At 58.0% G+C, this 17,170-nt stretch carries 16 protein-coding genes; 6 read left to right on the top strand and 10 right to left on the bottom strand.

Going from position 1 to position 17,170, the window contains the following annotated elements; genetic code table 11:
• The first annotated feature begins 62 nt into the window (after nucleotides 1-62).
• A complete protein-coding gene (locus HMPREF3170_RS06860; RefSeq protein WP_070478721.1) occupies nucleotides 63-602 on the top strand; it encodes a hypothetical protein in 540 nt (179 codons plus the stop codon).
• Nucleotides 603-728: 126 nt separating this feature from the next.
• Here HMPREF3170_RS06860 and HMPREF3170_RS06855 read toward each other — a convergent pair whose 3' ends face one another.
• On the bottom strand, nucleotides 729-1,526 hold the full coding sequence (locus HMPREF3170_RS06855) for a hypothetical protein (protein ID WP_246814936.1): 798 nt from the start codon (nucleotides 1,524-1,526) through the stop codon (nucleotides 729-731).
• Between the two features lie 129 nt (nucleotides 1,527-1,655).
• Complete coding sequence (locus HMPREF3170_RS06850; protein ID WP_070478719.1) at nucleotides 1,656-2,612, bottom strand: diaminopimelate dehydrogenase; 957 nt, start codon at nucleotides 2,610-2,612, stop codon at nucleotides 1,656-1,658.
• 540 nt (nucleotides 2,613-3,152) lie between these two features.
• Here HMPREF3170_RS06850 and HMPREF3170_RS06845 point away from each other — a divergent pair.
• Nucleotides 3,153-4,886, top strand: coding sequence for an ATP-binding protein (locus HMPREF3170_RS06845; RefSeq protein ID WP_070478717.1), 1,734 nt, complete (start codon nucleotides 3,153-3,155; stop codon nucleotides 4,884-4,886).
• A gap of 221 nt (nucleotides 4,887-5,107) precedes the next feature.
• Here the strand turns inward: HMPREF3170_RS06845 and HMPREF3170_RS06840 are convergent, their stop codons facing one another.
• From HMPREF3170_RS06840 to HMPREF3170_RS06825, 4 genes are all read right to left on the bottom strand, one after another.
• On the bottom strand, nucleotides 5,108-5,692 hold the full coding sequence (locus tag HMPREF3170_RS06840; RefSeq protein ID WP_070478716.1) for a PIN domain-containing protein: 585 nt from the start codon (nucleotides 5,690-5,692) through the stop codon (nucleotides 5,108-5,110).
• Nucleotides 5,689-6,099 (bottom strand): helix-turn-helix domain-containing protein, encoded by a 411-nt coding sequence (locus HMPREF3170_RS06835; protein ID WP_070478714.1) that lies wholly within the window; start codon nucleotides 6,097-6,099, stop codon nucleotides 5,689-5,691. Before HMPREF3170_RS06835 ends, HMPREF3170_RS06840 begins: the two co-directional genes overlap by 4 nt.
• A 70-nt stretch (nucleotides 6,100-6,169) precedes the next feature.
• Nucleotides 6,170-7,531, bottom strand: a complete 1,362-nt coding sequence (locus tag HMPREF3170_RS06830) for an amino acid permease (protein WP_070478713.1) — start codon at nucleotides 7,529-7,531, stop codon at nucleotides 6,170-6,172.
• Nucleotides 7,532-7,683: 152 nt separating this feature from the next.
• Nucleotides 7,684-7,908, bottom strand: coding sequence for a helix-turn-helix domain-containing protein (locus tag HMPREF3170_RS06825; RefSeq protein ID WP_070361682.1), 225 nt, complete (start codon nucleotides 7,906-7,908; stop codon nucleotides 7,684-7,686).
• A 298-nt stretch (nucleotides 7,909-8,206) separates the two neighbouring features.
• Between HMPREF3170_RS06825 and HMPREF3170_RS06820 the strand changes: the two genes are divergently transcribed.
• Both HMPREF3170_RS06820 and HMPREF3170_RS06815 read left to right on the top strand, forming a co-directional pair.
• The gene (locus HMPREF3170_RS06820) at nucleotides 8,207-8,407 is read left to right on the top strand and encodes a hypothetical protein (RefSeq protein ID WP_070361681.1); all 201 of its coding nucleotides are present in this window, start codon (nucleotides 8,207-8,209) and stop codon (nucleotides 8,405-8,407) included.
• Nucleotides 8,400-9,152 (top strand): hypothetical protein, encoded by a 753-nt coding sequence (locus HMPREF3170_RS06815; RefSeq protein ID WP_070478711.1) that lies wholly within the window; start codon nucleotides 8,400-8,402, stop codon nucleotides 9,150-9,152. Before HMPREF3170_RS06820 ends, HMPREF3170_RS06815 begins: the two co-directional genes overlap by 8 nt.
• A gap of 10 nt (nucleotides 9,153-9,162) precedes the next feature.
• Here HMPREF3170_RS06815 and HMPREF3170_RS06810 read toward each other — a convergent pair whose 3' ends face one another.
• Entirely contained in the window at nucleotides 9,163-9,669 is a 507-nt protein-coding gene (locus tag HMPREF3170_RS06810; RefSeq protein WP_070478709.1) for a GNAT family N-acetyltransferase, read from the bottom strand.
• Nucleotides 9,670-9,955: 286 nt separating this feature from the next.
• Here HMPREF3170_RS06810 and HMPREF3170_RS06805 point away from each other — a divergent pair, with 286 nt between their 5' ends.
• On the top strand, nucleotides 9,956-10,387 hold the full coding sequence (locus tag HMPREF3170_RS06805) for a DUF488 domain-containing protein (protein WP_070361678.1): 432 nt from the start codon (nucleotides 9,956-9,958) through the stop codon (nucleotides 10,385-10,387).
• Nucleotides 10,388-10,402: 15 nt separating this feature from the next.
• On the opposite strand, the gene HMPREF3170_RS06800 is transcribed toward HMPREF3170_RS06805, so the two are convergent.
• The 3 genes from HMPREF3170_RS06800 to HMPREF3170_RS06790 form a co-directional block, all read right to left on the bottom strand.
• The gene (locus HMPREF3170_RS06800; RefSeq protein WP_246814935.1) at nucleotides 10,403-10,834 is read right to left on the bottom strand and encodes a cupin domain-containing protein; all 432 of its coding nucleotides are present in this window, start codon (nucleotides 10,832-10,834) and stop codon (nucleotides 10,403-10,405) included.
• A 694-nt stretch (nucleotides 10,835-11,528) separates the two neighbouring features.
• Nucleotides 11,529-13,583, bottom strand: a complete 2,055-nt coding sequence (locus tag HMPREF3170_RS06795) for a hypothetical protein (protein ID WP_070478707.1) — start codon at nucleotides 13,581-13,583, stop codon at nucleotides 11,529-11,531.
• A 493-nt stretch (nucleotides 13,584-14,076) separates the two neighbouring features.
• Nucleotides 14,077-14,544 (bottom strand): hypothetical protein, encoded by a 468-nt coding sequence (locus tag HMPREF3170_RS06790; protein WP_083290909.1) that lies wholly within the window; start codon nucleotides 14,542-14,544, stop codon nucleotides 14,077-14,079.
• 260 nt (nucleotides 14,545-14,804) lie between these two features.
• On the opposite strand from HMPREF3170_RS06790, the gene HMPREF3170_RS06785 reads away from it, so the two are divergent.
• The gene (locus tag HMPREF3170_RS06785) at nucleotides 14,805-16,892 is read left to right on the top strand and encodes a GmrSD restriction endonuclease domain-containing protein (protein ID WP_070478705.1); all 2,088 of its coding nucleotides are present in this window, start codon (nucleotides 14,805-14,807) and stop codon (nucleotides 16,890-16,892) included.
• The last annotated feature ends 278 nt before the right edge of the window (nucleotides 16,893-17,170 follow it).

Genomic DNA, 17,170 nt, shown 5'->3' with positions numbered 1-17,170 from the left:
GGGGGGGGGGCTTGAATATACAAGAACCTGATTTTCCCCTGTCACTCAAAGGAGTTTTCACTGTGAAGAAGATTGCAGCCGCGGCCCTCGCCGCAACCATCACCGTCGGAGCGCTCGCGCCGACAGCGGGCGCCCAAATAACTAACCAAGGGTTTGTATTCCCCGTAACGAATACAATGGTCGGTGGCACCTGTCTGATCAAGGGTGTACCAGGCTCCCCAGCCCCATACACGCCAGATCAAGCAGCTGCACAGATCCCGATATTTGCCGAAGACGCATCCAAAACCGACAACGGCCAATCCACAAGTCCCAGAGAGCTCCGCGCCAAGTTTTTCGCCGGAGTTTTGAGTGGCAACGAGGCAGCCATAAATGAATACAGCGTCGGACTGGCAGAATACGTGCGCGCCCTGGAGGCTTGCGCTGCAAAGAAGGACTACAAATCGGACGCAGTCATCACCCAGTCATCGAAGATGACTCCCTCTGAGCGTGCAGCGGCGTTCTGGACTCCGCTGGCCGTGAGCATCGTTGCTCTCCTCGGCACGGTCGCGTTGCCGGCACTCAAGCCGATGCTGCCAGCCAACATCGCTGCAATGCTGCCGTAACACCATCACGGCCCCGAGCAGCACGAGCCGAATGTGAGTACCTAATCTCCTAAGGTTTCTCGGAATCTGAAAAACCTTGGTAGATTAGGCACCTTTATTCTCGTAATTGCTGGTCAGGGCCATGATTTACCACGGCACCGACGAGCCAGCCGGGACCTCCCAGTGCTTCGGGATCACGCCCTTGATCTCGGGCGGGGTCTGCGGTGGCAGCAGGTCCACGACTCGGCGGCCACCGCTCGGCCCCGGGAGCACCGACGTATCGACGCCGCGCTGCGCATCAACCGTGTTCGCACGCGCATCACCGTAGGTGAGCACCGCGACTGTGAAGCCGTTGCCGTAGCTGACGGTCGCAGTGGAGCTACGGCGGTCATCGGCCCAGCCGAACTTCGTGCCCTGGACGCCGGGCAGCCTCGACGTGCCGTAGTTCTGCGGGAAACCATCCACAGCGACGGGCGCAGCATTCGCCATGCCGCGCAGCAGCGGCGCGGCCACCGGATCATGCCGGATGGCCTGCACAAACCTCGCGACGTCCACCGCCGACGTACTCGCCACTCCCCAGTTCCCGCGCCGTTGAGTAGCGCTCAATTTGAAGTCGCGCGCGATCGCGTCAATCGCCTGCGGGTACGCAGCATCGAGCACGCTCGCGATGCCATCGTTCGAGGTGCGCACCATCTCCCCCACCAGCGCGCGATGCTGCGGCGCCCCATGGTACAGCACCCAATAGCCCAGGTAGAGCTTGCTCAGGCTCAGCGCCGGCCGCGCCTCCCACCCATTTCTCGACGCCTCCACTGCCCCACCCGCATGCACCACAGCAACTGCGGATCGGGGCGAAGCGGCGTCGCCACGCACGGAGATCGCCGAAGCACTCGGCGCTGCCAAGATTGCGAGCACGAACGCCACAAACAGGGCAATGAACTTCTTCACAGGGGCCTCCTGAAAATGCTATTTCCAGGAAGTGTAGCCAGAAGAGTCAGAAAAATGTGAACAGATCTGCATATGCAAATCTGTTCACAAAATCTCTAAGGGCCTTTTGCGGCACCCTCTACCCGTGGGTTAGACGTCGCGGGCGATCAGGTCATCGAGGGCGACCGGGGACAGCAAGTACGGCGGAACCTCCAACACCGTGTAGGCGCCGGACTTCCCGTCCTCCGCGAGGCGGGCAGCCGCACGCGCGTACGCGACGGCGACGGCGCCGGTGAAGTCGGGGTTGCTGGAGAGTTCCAGGGTGTACTCGACAAGCTGGTGGTTCTCGCCGACGCCACCAGTGGTGATCACGTGACCGCCGTGCGGCATGCCGGAATGCTCGCGGACGAAGGTGGCGTCGTCAATAAAGTTGACCTCGACCTCGTAGCCGACGAAGTAGTCCGGCATCGTGCGGATGGTGTGCTCGATGGCGGCGGTGTCGGCGCCATCCTCCGGCACGATGTAAACGACGCGCTTGTGGGCGGACTTGCCGTCGAGACCCTCGGTCTCGCCGCGGCGCGCGCGATCCAACGCATCCGGCGCAGGAATCGTGTACTGCACACCCTTCGCGACGCCCTCAATCCTGCGCACCGCATCCGAATGCCCCTGCGACAAACCCGGGCCCCAGAACGTGTGCTGCTGCGCATTCGGCAGAATTGCCTCCGCCATCGCGCGGTTCAACGAGAACATGCCCGGGTCCCAACCAGTGGAAACGATGGACACCGTGTTGTGTTCGCGCGCGACCTCGTCCATCGCCTTGCGGTGACGTGGGATGTCACGGTGGTTATCGTAGGTGTCCACGGTAGGCACGTACTTCGCGAACTCCGGCGCCTGCTCCGGAATATCCGTCGCCGAACCCAGGCACAGAATCGCGACGTCGATTTCGTCCTTGTACTGGCCAAACTCCGCCACCGGCAACACGCGGGTGTCCGTGTCCAGCTTGCTGCGGCGCGAGAAGATCGCCGACAACTCCATATCCGGCTGCAGCTTCACCAGCTGCTCCACGCTCTTGCCCAAGTTTCCATAGCCGACAATGCCAACACGCATAATGCGCCTCCCTTTCCTCGTGGCCCTTTGGGCTCGTGGCTTCTGGGCTGTTTGCCCATAAATTACGGGCCTACTTTACTCGCACATCGGTTGTGAGGGAATGCGCACGACGGGTTGGTGGCAGGTTGGTGGCTTGCTGGTGGCTTGCTGGTGGCTTGGTCACAGGGAGCGAGTGCCAAAGGACGCAATTTCGGTTTTAGAAACGTGTGTTTTCCCAGGTCGTAAATTTTCGGGTGCGTCCTTTGGCACTGGCTCCGCTGGCGATAGTGTTTCTGGCAGTTTGCTGTGCACCAGAACCCGGGTTTTTGGCGGGGCTGGAGGATAAAAGGCCAGGTCGCTGATTGTGCGAGATGGAATTTGGTGCACCCGGCGCCCTCACACCGAAAGATATAGAAAGAGATAGAAAGATATAGAAACAATTCGTTGACCTGCACGAACGTTCAGAACTACACTTTCCCAGCACCCGATACCTTTCCGATATCTTTCAACTCCCAAAATTGGCTCCGAAAAGAATTACCTGGGGAATGTACAATCTGCCACATGGTCACGGAATCAGCTTGGGACGCGCTCCCCTCGTATGTTCGTTTAGCGCTGGAGGCGATTCATGATGGGGCAACGGCGGACTCGCAAGAGTCGTTGATTTTGGAGTTCAAGGAGGATCCCACTGCTCGTGAGGGGAACGGTGCGAGGGCGAAGCTCGTCGAGAAGCTGTTGAATGAGGCTATTTGTATGGCCAACAGCGAGGCGGCGACGGGACACATTGTTGTCGGCGTTGCGGACCGGACTCCTGGCGCGGGCGCATTCACTGGCACTGAGCTGGGCGAGGAGGACATTGCCCGGCGGATCTTCAATGGCACGAAGCCGAACATGAATGTGCAGGTGACAGCGGTGCATGCGTGGGGTGCTCGGCTTGTAGTGATTCACGTGCCGGAGGCTCGTGCACTGTACACGCGGGGTGATGGTGCGGCGAAAAGGCGGACGGCGGACTCGCAGTTCTCGTGCCAGCCGATGACAGAGGAGCTACGCCGGGCGATCGATGCCGCGCGGCGAGACCCTGACTATTCGAACGACCCAGCCGATATCACTGTCGATGACCTGCAACTTCCCGTCATCGAGGAGGCTCGGCGGATGCTGCGGGAGCATCGCCGCTCGCGGGGCTCGGACGCGGCAATCCCTCAGACCACCACTGGCCTGCTTCGAGAACTCGGACTCATGCGTGACGACGGCCAACTCAAGCGCGCCGCCGAAATCCTCCTCGCCCAACCAAACCCGACAGACGTGGTGGTCCGCCACCTGTGGCGCAGCATCCCAGGGCAAGAACCGCAGGCCACGCTCATTTCAGACCCTCTGCTGCTCGCGTTGCCACGCCTGCGACGACTGATTGCGGAAAATGGTGACCGCGAAATTGAGAGGGTGCAATTCGATGACGGTGAGGAAGTCGCCATCAGTAGGTTCCCGTCGCAGGCAGTCGACGAGGCCGTCTCGAACGCATTCATTCACCGCGACTGGCGCCTGCCCGGCCCAGTCGTGGTCGAGCAAACGAACCGCACGCTCAAGATCACTTCCCCGGGACCTCTCCCACCAGGAGTAACAGTTGACACATTATTATCGACGCCCTCAGTCCCACGAAACAACCGGCTCATGGCAGCGATGCGCACGCTCGGCCTCGCGGAGGAAAGCTCGCGCGGTTTCGACCGCATGTGGGCCACCATGATCCGCACCGGCCGCAGCGCCCCGGAGGTAACCGCAACCGAGGCAAATGTGCAGGTGGTGCTAGCAGCGCAGCAGCCAGATACCAACTTCATCAAGGGCTTGCGGAAGCTTTCGGAGCGTTTCGGCGAGGAGGTCGTCGATAGTGTTGCGGCGCTGATTGTGCTCTGGCACCTCAACTCCGCGCCGCTCATTACAGCAACAACGGCTGCACAGAAAACCCAGCTCACTACCCTCGAGGTACATGAGCTTATGGACGACCTCGTCGCCCGCAGCCTTCTCGACCCCGTCACCGACGCCGACGAGTGGACCCTCAGCAGCGAAGCCCGGAAACTCCTCAACCTGGGACAACCCGGCGACCTCGCCACCGTGAGCGTCCAGGAATGGATCGAGGCCAAACTCCACGACGGTGCCGCACTCCAATCCGCCGACATCGCCGACCAGACCGGTGTCAGCGTCGCCGAAGCAGGCCGGATCCTTCGACACTTACGCAGCCTCGGGCGCGCGAAGATCGACCCGGATGGTCCTCCGCGCGGCCGCGGCACCCGTTGGATTCGGGCGTAGAAAGAGATAGAAAGATATCGAAACAATTCTCTGACCTGCACGAACGGCCAGAATTGCCACTTCTCGGCGCGTGATATCTTTCCGATATCTTTCAGAGCCTTAAAATGGTCCTAAAAAGAATTACCTGGGGTTTTACCTACCGGGGTGGAGGAGCGATTCTGAAACGTCCAGGTCGCAAACAGTCCACAATGGAATTTGCTGCACGGCACCGACCGTGCCCACTATCTTAAAACCGAATCAATAACCGTTGCGAAATTCGGGCAGCCCGAGCGCTCTAGCATTACGACGGTAGTCGACCGGTCCGCCGCTTTGACGCCCTTTACCTTCTCCCAATAAGCCTCGTTTTCCTGCGCTACCCTCTTACAAAGCCCTGGGAACGCCTCAAAAATGTGGCAAAAGAAATCATCCGGAGTCAGCACGTCAAACAGAAACTGCTGTGAGTCGACATAGTCAACGAGTCCCCTGTCGCTGGTGACGACGTACTGGACGTTGCCAGCCACGGCAGCGCTGAGAACGTGATGATCATGAATGTCCGCGTACCCATAATTACCAACAACAAAACCGGAGATTTCCCATTCCGCCAACGCACCGCGAATTCGCTTGGAGCGTTTTGAAATAGCACCCTCGGGAGCGTGTGGGTTATTTCTGCGCAAATGATACTGAGCTTCGGCGATAATATCCTCGGTCCACACTGGAAAGAATGGTGGCTCGACATCTTTATCAGAGCCCAGGAAGAGAAGGAAGCACCAGTCGGTGAGAGTGCGCGAGTACCAGATGTTAGCGTCAAAAAGGACTGGAATACTCACAGGCCTTCGATCTCATTATCGAGCTCTCGAATCGCATCGAACTCGTGCCGTGCGCGCGCACGGCACCGCTGCAAGTATGCGACGACGTCTTCCCTATGAAGCCGCGTGTGCGACCCGACTTTGAAGTAATCGATTTCGCCTTCTCGAATCCGTTTCATCAGAGTCGGCCGAGAGATCCCGAGATACTCAGCGGCCTCAGTGGTGGTGAGTATCTCGGAGGGGCGGGAAAGCGCGACGCTCTCTCCGCGCGCGACCCTGGCCAAGATGGACTCGATAAAAGAGGCTAACGCGGGTGGAAACGTACCGCGCACGGCATCATGAAACGTTTCGGGGTTAGCCACGACCTGGCTGGCCTGCTGCTCGACAGCTTGAGTGACCTCAATTGCCGGATTAGTTTTCGTTGTCACAGCGCTTCACCTCCAGAGGGTTTACACTTATAACTGTAACATCCACACCATAAACGTGCAACCCGCCGTACTACGCCACCATTTGCCAGACCGTGACACAAATAATCACGATGCCCAGACCGAACACGAAGATCGCCTCCGGCTGGTTGGCGTAATGACGGAAGGCCGTCGCATGGCGGAAGAGGAGCATCGGCACGATGTAGACCAGCAAGGTAATGAAGATTCCGCCGACGACCGAGATCAAATCAAGGATTGACGGGTTGAAGATGGCGACCGCGACCGTCGATACGAAAACGAAGATGTAGATGCCCGCGCGGACCACACGCGGATTCCACCGCTCCGTCGCCTTCGGCGCGACCGCGCGTAACAGGTACTGCGTGCCCTCCTCCGTGCCAAGCATGTGCCCAAAGTACGACGACGCAATCGCACACAGCGCGACCACCGGAGTCACCACCGCCATGAACGGAGCATTCGTCGTGTTGGCGAAGTAGGAGAGGACCGGAATGTTCTCCTCGCGCACGGCGGCCATGCCATCCGCGCCGAGGGCGAGCGTGCAGGACCAGACGAAGAACATCGTGAAGCTGACCAGGAGCGTACAAGTGATCAACTCAATTTTCGACACCTCTTTCTCCGTACCGGCAACATCACCGTCATGCGACTTCTGCACATCCAACGCCGACTGCGACACCGCCGCCATATGCGAAAAGGAAAACACCAGCACAGGCAGCACAAACAGCATCGCCTTCCACAGCGGCACATCCGACTTGTACGCCATGAAGCTCTCCAGATCCCAGTACGGAATCAGGTACAGAGAGACGGCAGCGAGCGCCACGATCAGCGGGTACACCAGCAGATTCGCGAACCACAGCGTCGCCTTCTTACCGAGGGCGTACGCGCCCGTCATCACGCCGACGCAAATCGTGGCCAGCAGCCAACGGTCCACGTGCGAGCCACCCATCTGGTTCACAATGAAACTGTCCATGGTGTTCGTCACCGAAACGCCGTAAATCAGCACAATCGGGTAGATCGCCAGCCAGTACATCAGCGCCGTTGCCAGGCCGCGCTTCCGGCCGGCCAGAGACGTGATGACCTGCAGCACGTCCAGGCCCTTCACCGGCGACGCCGACACAATCCTCGAATACATCCGGTGCGAGAAAAACACCATTGGTCCAACCAGGATCGTCGCAAGGAGGAGGGGCCAGAAGCCGAAGGAGCCGGCGTCGATAGGAAGGAAGAGGATTCCGGCGCCGACCGCGGTACCGAACAGCGTAATCGCCCACGACCAGGTACTACCGTCCGGAGACGGGGCTCGCCGCGTGCGGCGGATCTCGCGCTTGTCCGCCGGGGTGAGGTTCTCCAGCTCGAACTCGTCAGCGGCAACCTCCTGGTGCTCGCTGCTGAAAGGTACGGGGTCCGTGGCGCGCTCGCTCATGAAATCCTCTCTCGCTCGACAATAATGTGACCCCACACACCTTAGCCGATGAATGAAATTGAGCTAACTTATCGACGGCCAGCTGCGCGGAGGCTTGGGCGGAAGGTGTCGAAAACTGTCCTTAGCGATTTTGTGAACAGAATTGCGCCTCGCTATCGGAGTGCCTCCGGAACGTGCTGTACCGCCACCACATCCAAGCCAAGCACAGCCAGCACGGCCTCAACCTTATCCAGCCGGACAGAACGTTTTCCCTGCTCAAACTCTCGAATGAACCGTTCCGACACCATCGACAGGTCGGCCACGTCCGCCTGCGTCAGGCGCATGGCACGGCGTTGCTCGCGAGCCTGCTCGCCGAGACTGCGGGGCGTGGGGGACATGGGGGCCTTTCAGTGTTGTGATTCTGGAGGGGTTTCGGCCTTTTGGAGTTTCGGCACGATCGTGCCGTTTTGAAGTATATTGTGCGGAATAGTGGTGCGTAAGAGGCAGTTTCGGCACGATCGTGCCGGTTTCACGGAGTTTGGTCAGCATCGCATTCACGAGGAAAATCCAGAAACATATCGCACGTTTGTTCCATATCGTTTGGGGGTGGCAGGATCCGTTTGTCCTTTGCAAAGTTAAGATAAAGGCATATAGTTCATTTTCAATTTTCACTTGCCCTACTCGAAAGGAGCGATCATGACCGCCCCGCTCGTTGAAAATCTGTCGAAAGAAGCTGCACGTCATGAGCTTGCTGAACTCAAAAAGTCGATCGAATCCCTTTCTGGGGACTCGTTCGAAGAGTTTGAAGAGCGTGCGGACAACTACAATCTCACACCCCGTGAATTCGCCGTGTGGGAGCGTGTTTCGGAACTGCGCTGGCTCCTTGGCGATGACTAAAAACGCTGAGCAATTACAGGCCCTGGTCGCCGAGTTCAGCGCAGACCTCGCCGCTACGGTGGAAGCCTTCACCGGACAGCATTTTGAGTTTAGTAGCAAAATAGTTGAGAACGGCAGCATTTCGATCCGCCTAAAGCAGATAGAGGACCGTGTAGGCATCATTCCTCTATCTTGGAACGGGCACGTAATACTCGGATTGCGTCCGACGTTTAAATGCACCTGGGATTCAACTCACAGTTTCTTGGCCGTGGAGAACTCCAGCTTCGCTGTTCACGCTCAAGCAAAATCAAACGACGAACCGCTTTTCAGAGTTGAGTACGACCGCAACAAAAGCAACAGACCGAGTTCGCACTTCCACGTTCACGCGCATCGGGACGAAGTAGCCCACCTTCTAGGCCTAACAAAGAAGTTGGATTCAACGAACGATCAGAAGATAAAGAAATTTACTTCGGAATTCCCTCGACTCTCAAAAATCCATTTCCCTACTGGTGGGCACCGTTTCCGCCCGTCATTGGAAGATGTCTTAGAGAGCCTCCGCCAGGAGTTCAACCTCGATACCTATCTAGGCAGATGGAAAGCGCACCTAAATAAGTCACGCTTGAAATGGCGAAAGATCCAAACAGCAGCCGTTATACGCGACTGTCCTCAAACGGCATACGAGATACTCGTGAATGAGTTCCAAATGCCCGTGCCCGAAAATTGGGAATGCCCGTCGGATAACGACGCCAAAATCGTTCGAGATTGAACGGAAGAGGTTAGAGGGCGGGGCGCCGGTAGATGAACTCGTGGTCGCGGTGATTGCCGACCTTGAAGAAGTACTCGCCAGCCTTGGAGAAGCCGTAGCGGTGATAGAAACGCTGCGCCCCAAAGTTTTGCGACCAGACCCCAAGCCACGCGGTACGCGGACCAATCCAGTCGAGGACGAGCTCGATGAGGGTGGAGCCAAGGCCGGACTGTTGGTGGTCGGCAAGGAGGTAGAGGCGTTTGAGTTCGCGGTCTTCGGGGAGGACGTCGGGGTGGGGGAGGCTGCAGGGCCCAGCGAGGGCGTAGCCCACGAGGGCGCCGTTGCCCTCGACGACCCAGGTGGCGTGGTCGGGGTCGGCGAGGAGAGTTTTGTGTTTCTGCAGGTCGTAGGCCTCGTTGAGGAAGGCTGCGAGGTCGGTGGGGTCGTAGAGGTGGCCGAAGGTCTGCGTGAACGTGGCGGTGGACAGTTCGACGAGGGCTTCGGCGTCGTCGGGCCTGGCGCGGCGGATCGTAGGCATGGGAACAGGATAGGGGAAGGGATAGGCGTCACGAGCAGAGTCGGGAATTTGTGAACAGAATTGCAGATGGGAGTAATGCGTGCTTAAGGGACATTAGGGCACAGCGGAAGACGTTTGGTTGGACAGTGGGACGTCGATAAGCAAGAGTCCCTGCGGTACCGTGGGCTGCGTGACTGATGCACTTGCGCCGAAGCCTGAAGACCTTTCGATCGACGCGCCGTCGGAGCTGCGCGAACAGGGGTACGACGCGGTGGCCGCTGGCAAGGCTTCGTGATCTAGGAGGATTATGCGAATTTACACACTCGGGTTTTCACACAAGAGCGCGGAGGAGTTCTTCGACATTCTGCGCGAGTCCGGCGTGCGGCGCGTGGTGGATATTCGCCGCTCCAACACGAATCAGCTCGCCGGGTTTACCAAGAAGGACGACCTGCGCTACTTCCTGCGGGTCATCCTGGACATGCCGTACACGCACGAGCTCGCTCTCGCGCCGTCAGCGGATCTGATGCACGCGTATCGGCATGACGAGGTTGGCTTCGATGAGTTTTCGAAGCAGTTGCGCGAGGAGTACGACGCTGGGGAGGTTTCGTCCCTGGACCGCTCGCTTTTTGACGACGCCGTGCTGCTTTGCTCCGAAGCAGACCCCTCCACCTGCCATCGGTTAGTTGCCGCCGAGTACCTCGCCGAAGTTTGGGACGACGTGGAGATCGTGCACCTTTAGGGGCTATGTTTGGGCTTAGCTGTCCTGCTCGCCGTGGCGTTCGCCCGTAAGCATGCTGAGCAGCAAAATGTTGCCCGCCGACAGAGCGTTATCCGGGCAGTACACCGCGTGTGGCACATACGCGCGCAGGTGGACAACTTCTCCCTGCTTGAGCGGGAAACGCTCGCCGCCGCACTCGAACTCGAGGGACCCGTTGAGGCACTGCACGGTGATCGGGTGGGCCGCCTTGTGAGCCGGCAACGTCTGGCCAGGGCAGAAATTGAAGACGATAAGGTTCGCGCCGTCGCCCTGCAGCAGTCGCTTGACCCCTGGCCGCGCGTTGTCTGGCCGCGGAGCAACGGCGTTGATCGTCTGGATGCAGGTGGCGCGGTCGATCGAGCCTGTCGAGTCTGCAGCACCAAACACTTCGGGGCGGTTGACGGGGAGGTCATCTTTTGGCTGAGACATCGTTGATCCAATCTGTGGGGTATCGGGGGTGGTGGTGTCTGGGCGTTTACGCACCATGTTATCGGCTCAGTCCGCAGAGTGTGGCGTACGCAGGATGACTCGTTGGCGGGGCTGACGTTTGGTCAGTGGATGCATCTTCTCCCCAAGCCTCATGCGGGAGAACGCAATGCTCGCGTAATTCTTTGGAATGAGGCGCTTGAACCGAACCTCTCGCCCTATGGCCGAAGCTCCAGTAATCGCAGGCGTTTCCAAAGCCAGGCGCTTGCGGTCAAAGAACTACGCAACCGAGCTACTCATCGACGCCCGCTAGTCAAAATTGAGTCAACACGACCCACCGTAGGTGATGATGGGGCCGAATCGCGCCAACTGCACTGCGATCAACCGGATTCTACGGCGCATGGCGACGACTACGCTCACCCGCCCCAAACCGTGCTCCCCACCGAAGCGATGTGGACTCAAGCGAGTTCACCGGGCGGTGGATCGTTGGCCCCGCTATGTTGCATGCCGCGATTATCGACGGCACGCTCGCCCAGTGGGTGCGGAGACTGGAGGCCTTCTGAAGTAGTTGCCTCCAGCGGAGTCGGGATTTTGTGAACAGAATTGCAGATGGGAGTAATGGGGGTTGAGGCACTACACAGTCGCTGCTCAATTCAGTTCACTAGTATCCCGTTTTCGGTTGGGGCAGGGCAGGGGGTTAGCGGTTCCGGTTCAGGAAGCGCTCCGCGGCACTGCTTCCCTCTACGGCGGTGAAGGCTTTGCCGGGCTCGGAGGAGCACCAGTCGTAAAGGATGGCAGAGGCGGCAGCTAAACCGAAGATCACTGCGGCGACCGTGCCGATACGCTGGACGTTCGGGTCAGAAGCAATCTCCTGGAACCTCCGGTTCGCTTCCTCTAATTGGGCGCGGAGGGCGGCGGAGGGGTCGTCGTTACGCGGAGTGCGACCATTGCGACCGCGATCTGGCGAATCCTGCTGGAACGCTGCCTGAATATCCGCATTGATGCGTGCGAGCTGCTCATTCAGCGCACCGGCGTACGGGCGGGCGAGCTCACCGCCAACCGCCGCGAGCACACCCACCGGCACGAAATAGAACAATGGCGACGCCAACGCGTTAGCGAAGCAGCGCTCGGCAGTCTTGCCAGGCGCGGTCGGGGTCGACGTTGCGGTGACGGTCGGCGTGGGATCCTGCGGGTCCGCCGGAGCAACCGGAGTCGTGGTGACAGTGGTCGTGACGGTCTCCGTGGCCTTTTCGGTCGTTGTGGTGGTCGTCGTAGTGGTCTCGGTTGCTGTGGCCGTTACGGTGGTCGGGGTGGTCTCCTTGGTGGTCACCGTGGTTGTTTCGGTGGTCGGCTCAGGGACCTTCTTCGTAACGGTGGTCGGGGTGATCTCCTTGGTGGTCACCGTGGCGGTTTCGGTGGTCGGCTCAGGGGCCTTCTCCGTCGTCGTCGCGGTCTCAGTCACCGTCGTTGGAGAGCAATCGCAGTCTGCGGTCGTGGTCGCGGTGGTAGTTGCCGTCGTCGTCGCAGTCGTCGTCGCCGTGGTCGTCGCCGTGGTGGTTGCGGTCGTCGTTGCCGTGGTGGTTGCGGTGGTAGTCGCCGTCGTAGTTGCCGTCGTAGTTACGGTGGGCGTTGGCGTCTCGGCAGGCGAGGTCGGGGCTTCCGGCGCTGAGATTTGGGTCTTGGCGGTCTCACGCTTGATTGGGTTCATGATGACGCCGCCGACGTAGCTGCTGTAAATATCCGACGGGTACACCTCCGTCATCGAACAATGACGCTGGTTATCGTATACGGGCTGCTCGATGACTACGCGGCTACCGCTAGGAAGGAACACCTGCCCAAGCGTTTTGTTCAGGTCGGCGCGATTGAGGTTCAAACCCCAGTCGTAAGTTTGCTGCCAAGTCGTGTTTTTATACTGCTCATTGCGCTTCTCCAACGTTCTCGGGTCTGTCAACCGTCCCTCAGCGTCGAACTCACCAGCTTTGCCGGTGACCTTCTTGCCGTCGGCGTCAAAAATGGTAATGGTGGCGTCGCCAAGCTGAACATTGGCTGGGTCGGTGACGCCGAGGAAAAGCTCGGTAAGCCAGGCGCCGTATTCACCAGCGTGGAGTTCGTATTCCGTCTTGGCAATCCAGGTGCACTTGCCGTCAACTTCCTGAGGCGAAACAGTACGCTTACCCGGGACAGCGTCGAAAGAGAACTCCGGATTAATCAGCGCTTGGGCAGCGCCAGAAAACGTCAAAGTCTCACCCGCGGGAGCATCTTTCGTTGCTTTGACGGGGACGGTGATCTGGAAGTTGCCTTTCTCGCCCATAGCGCCACGAAGGTCTACTTCGTACGACCCTGACGGGAGTTGATTAAACGCCAGAGTGCCCAAGGACTGGCCATTGATGTTTACTGCCGCTTGGTCGGCAAGCTCGATGCCGTCTGGCAGCGTTACCTCAACAGTGAAGCCTAAAATGTTGGATTGACCAGGTTGAGCAGCTGCGTCCCCAGCAGGAAACGGCGCCTCCGCTGTTCCCGAAATCGTTATATTAAACGTGTCACCAGCTTTGACCTCGTCCGCCTTATCCGTTTCGACCTTCACGTCCACAGCCGGAATCTTCGCCGCGTCTGTCACATCGGGGCTCGGCTGCATGCCTGCAGTGTCTTGCTTCTCCACATACGCGCCCGCCACCGGGCCACCCACCGCAGTAATTGACCCGCACGCAATAGCGATGGCACCACACAGCGCAACCAGTTTCTTCCGGTTCATTTTCTATTTCTCCACAAATCTGCACAACGCCGAACACAGGCGACTTACACGGATAACAATAACCCTTTGCAGACGGTTTTAATAGAGCTTTAATTATCGACGCCTCTCCGCACCCCGGGTGCCCAGTGCGCTCCGCATGCTACTTCGGTCTCGTCGACCAATGCTGGTCACGGAGTTTTCGGCCCATTCTGAGTATCTGGGCCGATTTCGCGGTTCGGCGATCGGCGAATCGGAGACATGAGGGCAGAAGGGGATTAGGCAGTGGGTGGGGGATGTGCTTCACGCACGGAGTCGGGAATTCGTGAACAGAATTGCAGATGGAGAGCGACGGGAATGGGGAGATAAAAGATGGCCCCGATTGCTCGGGGCCAGAGCCTATTTGCCTTGCAGCTCGAGGTACTCGCCATAGACAAGGATGCCTCGCGGACTCGAGACAGTCCGCAAGCTCTACGAACTCTCGTGTCCGCGTGGCTGTCTCTAAAGCTGGTTTCTTCTAGGAATGAAAGTTCCGATATGAAGGTTCGACCCGGAAAGAACGCCCGTCTTTCCGGCGCTGCAATAGATCTGCGATCGTGTCCACATCGTTCGGCCGCATACCAAGTTCTTTACATTTAGCGCGAACTTGCTCAACCGTTACAGGTTTCCACCTATCAGGACGATTCATCATGTCCGCTTTTAGCTTGTCTACTTCATTCCATTTCAACCCGCTGGAGTAACCGGCTGCCATCCTTGCAACGTACTCCAGAATGCGATCAATCCCATTAGGCAGAGGCTCAGCATGAGTCGTTTCTTCTTCGTCTGGTACGTAGGGCGTTGTTCGATCATGAAGTAGCAAGATGGGCTGATTGTCCTCAATCCACTCTTGGGTTTCCTCTGTGTTCCACTCGATCACAACGAGCGCATCTGCATCGATACCCCACAAGTCATTCAGGTGCTTACGATCAGGCCACGCAAACAGCACTCGTCCTCGCTTCTACAGAGAAGCCTTTGCACCACCGGCCTTCCGGACTCGGGGTTTGTGGCAAAGGGTGCTCTACTGTGGCGATCGGCTTTCCATCCTGAGCCGGAAACTCTAACGAGGTTTTCCCGAAGTTCGGAGCCTTTTTCAGGTGCAGTTTCGTCACTCGAACACATCAGCGCAATCGCATGCAGAGGTGTCAGAAGTGCGCGATACTCTAAAAAGGTATCAATTCTTTCACGTCACTCTAGAAAGGTCTCTCCATGGCCTCCATCTTCCGCACTGTCCCGTGGGACGTGCAGCAACTTGTCAATGATGTTCACTCTGGAAGGATTCAACTTCCAGATCTCCAGAGGCCATTTGTCTGGCCCACGTCGAAGGTTCGTGACCTTTTTGATTCGATGTACCGCGGCTACCCAGTAGGCGAGCTTATGTTTTGGGACGTTGCTGCCGACGGTGAGTCTCGATCAATTTCAGGTGACGCGGATTTCATCGGCCAGCACCAAATTATCGACGGCCAGCAGCGCTTGACCAGTCTTTATGCCGCAATAAAAGGCTTTCCTGTCCGGGACGTTAACTATAACGAGAAGCGGATCCGTATTGCGTTCAATCCATTTAGTGAGAAGTTTGAGGTTCGTACACCACCTATTGCCAAATCCCCGGAGTGGGTCGAAGACATTTCGACCTATTTCGCCAGCTCCTACAAGGCAAGAAAAGCATTCTTCAAGAGGTATGAAGAATCCGGCGGAACTCTCAGCGATGAAGAAGAAGAGGCAGTTCATGATGTCTTTAGCAAACTGTCTGGGCTAGAGAAATACCGGTTCAACGTCGTTCACCTTCAGAGCGAGGCCGACAAGCGCCTCGTTGCTGACGTCTTCGTTCGCATCAACTCAGAAGGAGTTCGACTGAAGGCATACGACTACATTCTGACGTGGCTCAGCGTCTTTTGGCCTGAAGGCCGTGAACAAATCGAGGAGTTTTCACGCAACTCCCGTATGTCCCCAGCTCATGCGAGCTCCGCACTGGGGAAAGAAATTCAGTGGACGGCTCACAACCCCTATATTGCCGTTGAGAACGGCCACCTTGTTCGTGCAATGGTTGCTGTCGGGCAGCGACGAGGCCGACTGCAAGATGCGTACGCCGCTCTTCAAGCAAAGGATCGTCACACCGGCCGCGTGAACTCTGAGCGTCAAGAACACGAATTAGGGCTCCTCAAGGACGCTCTTCCAGTCGTCGTGGATCACACGAACTGGACGGAATTCATTCGTTCGATTCAGGCGGCTGGATTCCGAACCAACCGGAACGTCACCTCGCACATGAACATCATCTACTCTTACGTAATCTTCTTGCTTGGACGCAATGACTTCGACGTCGAGCTCGCTCGCCTTCGGGCACTGGTTGCCCGTTGGCTCTTCATGTCGCAACTCACTGCCCGCTACACGGGCTCATCGGAATCCCAAATCCAGAAGGACCTCGACCAGATTGCTGCGCTGGACAAGGGCGACGCGGAAGGCTTCGAAGAGCTGCTTAACCGTACGATTAGCACTCAACTCACCGAAGACTACTGGCGTTTCAATCTGCCCCAGAACTTGGTTACGTCCGGGGCTGCCCTATCACCGCATTACCAGTGCTACCTCGCTGCGCTGAACATCCTGGATGCAAAGATGTTCATGCTCAACGAGCGCGTCCGTGATTGGATGGATCCCAACCAGCCCGCGGCTAAGGGCACCGAAGGCCACCATCTGTTTCCACGCAAATACCTGGAAAAGGTTTTGGGGATTACGGACTTCAAGCGCATCAACCAGGTGGCTAACTTCGCTCCCACTGATTGGGCTACCAACATCCATATTTCGGATCGCGCTCCCAAGGACTATTGGCAAGAACTCGTCGAGAAGCGCTCGCAAGGCGAGGAGTGGCTGAAACAACAGATGTACTGGCACGCCATTCCAGAAGGTTGGGAAAACATGTCCTACGACGAGTTCCTTTCCAACCGCCGTAGGCTCATTGCCCAGGTTATCCGTGATGCTTTCGCTCACATCACAGCTGACTCTGCACCGGTGATTTCTACGTCTGACGTTGAAGAACGTTCCGGGTCTAGGACCCTGCAGGAGTTCTTTGAGGCCGGACTGCTGAAACCTGGCGACCTTCTCGATCCGGTTGATCCAGATTGGATTGTTGATGCCGTCATTAATGAGGACGGCCACCTTGTCATCGATGGCGTCAATATTTTTGACTCACTGGATGAAGCCACGCACTCCCTCGGCGTAACGAACCTCAAGGGCGAAGAGTTCTGGGCCTTAGAAGATGGCGATGACTTGGTTCCGCTTTCCAAATTATCTGCTAGTTCATAGGAGGTTTTCTTCCTACTCGATTTCCGCAACGGGGTGGAGTGTTAGAAAGCAAAGTTGATGGCTCCTTCCACACCCCCACAAATGGCAACGGCAATGGATGTCGGCATCCTGTTCCCACCTCTACAAGCAGGCTCCTTCGGAAAAATCCGTGCTCAGCCACGGACTGGCGGGATGCGTGGAAGCGTTTGTCCCGTTTCTGCAGTTCCCGCTAGCAGCGAAAAAGGTAGCCCCCTCGCCCAGTGGGTGCGGAGGCTGGAGGCGTTCTGAGGTGGGGTGGG

The organism is Corynebacterium sp. HMSC08D02, assembly GCF_001807505.1.
GTDB lineage: Bacteria > Actinomycetota > Actinomycetes > Mycobacteriales > Mycobacteriaceae > Corynebacterium > Corynebacterium pseudogenitalium.
The sequence above is the reverse complement of the archived record's forward strand: the minus strand, read 5'-3'. Positions and strand labels throughout refer to the sequence as shown.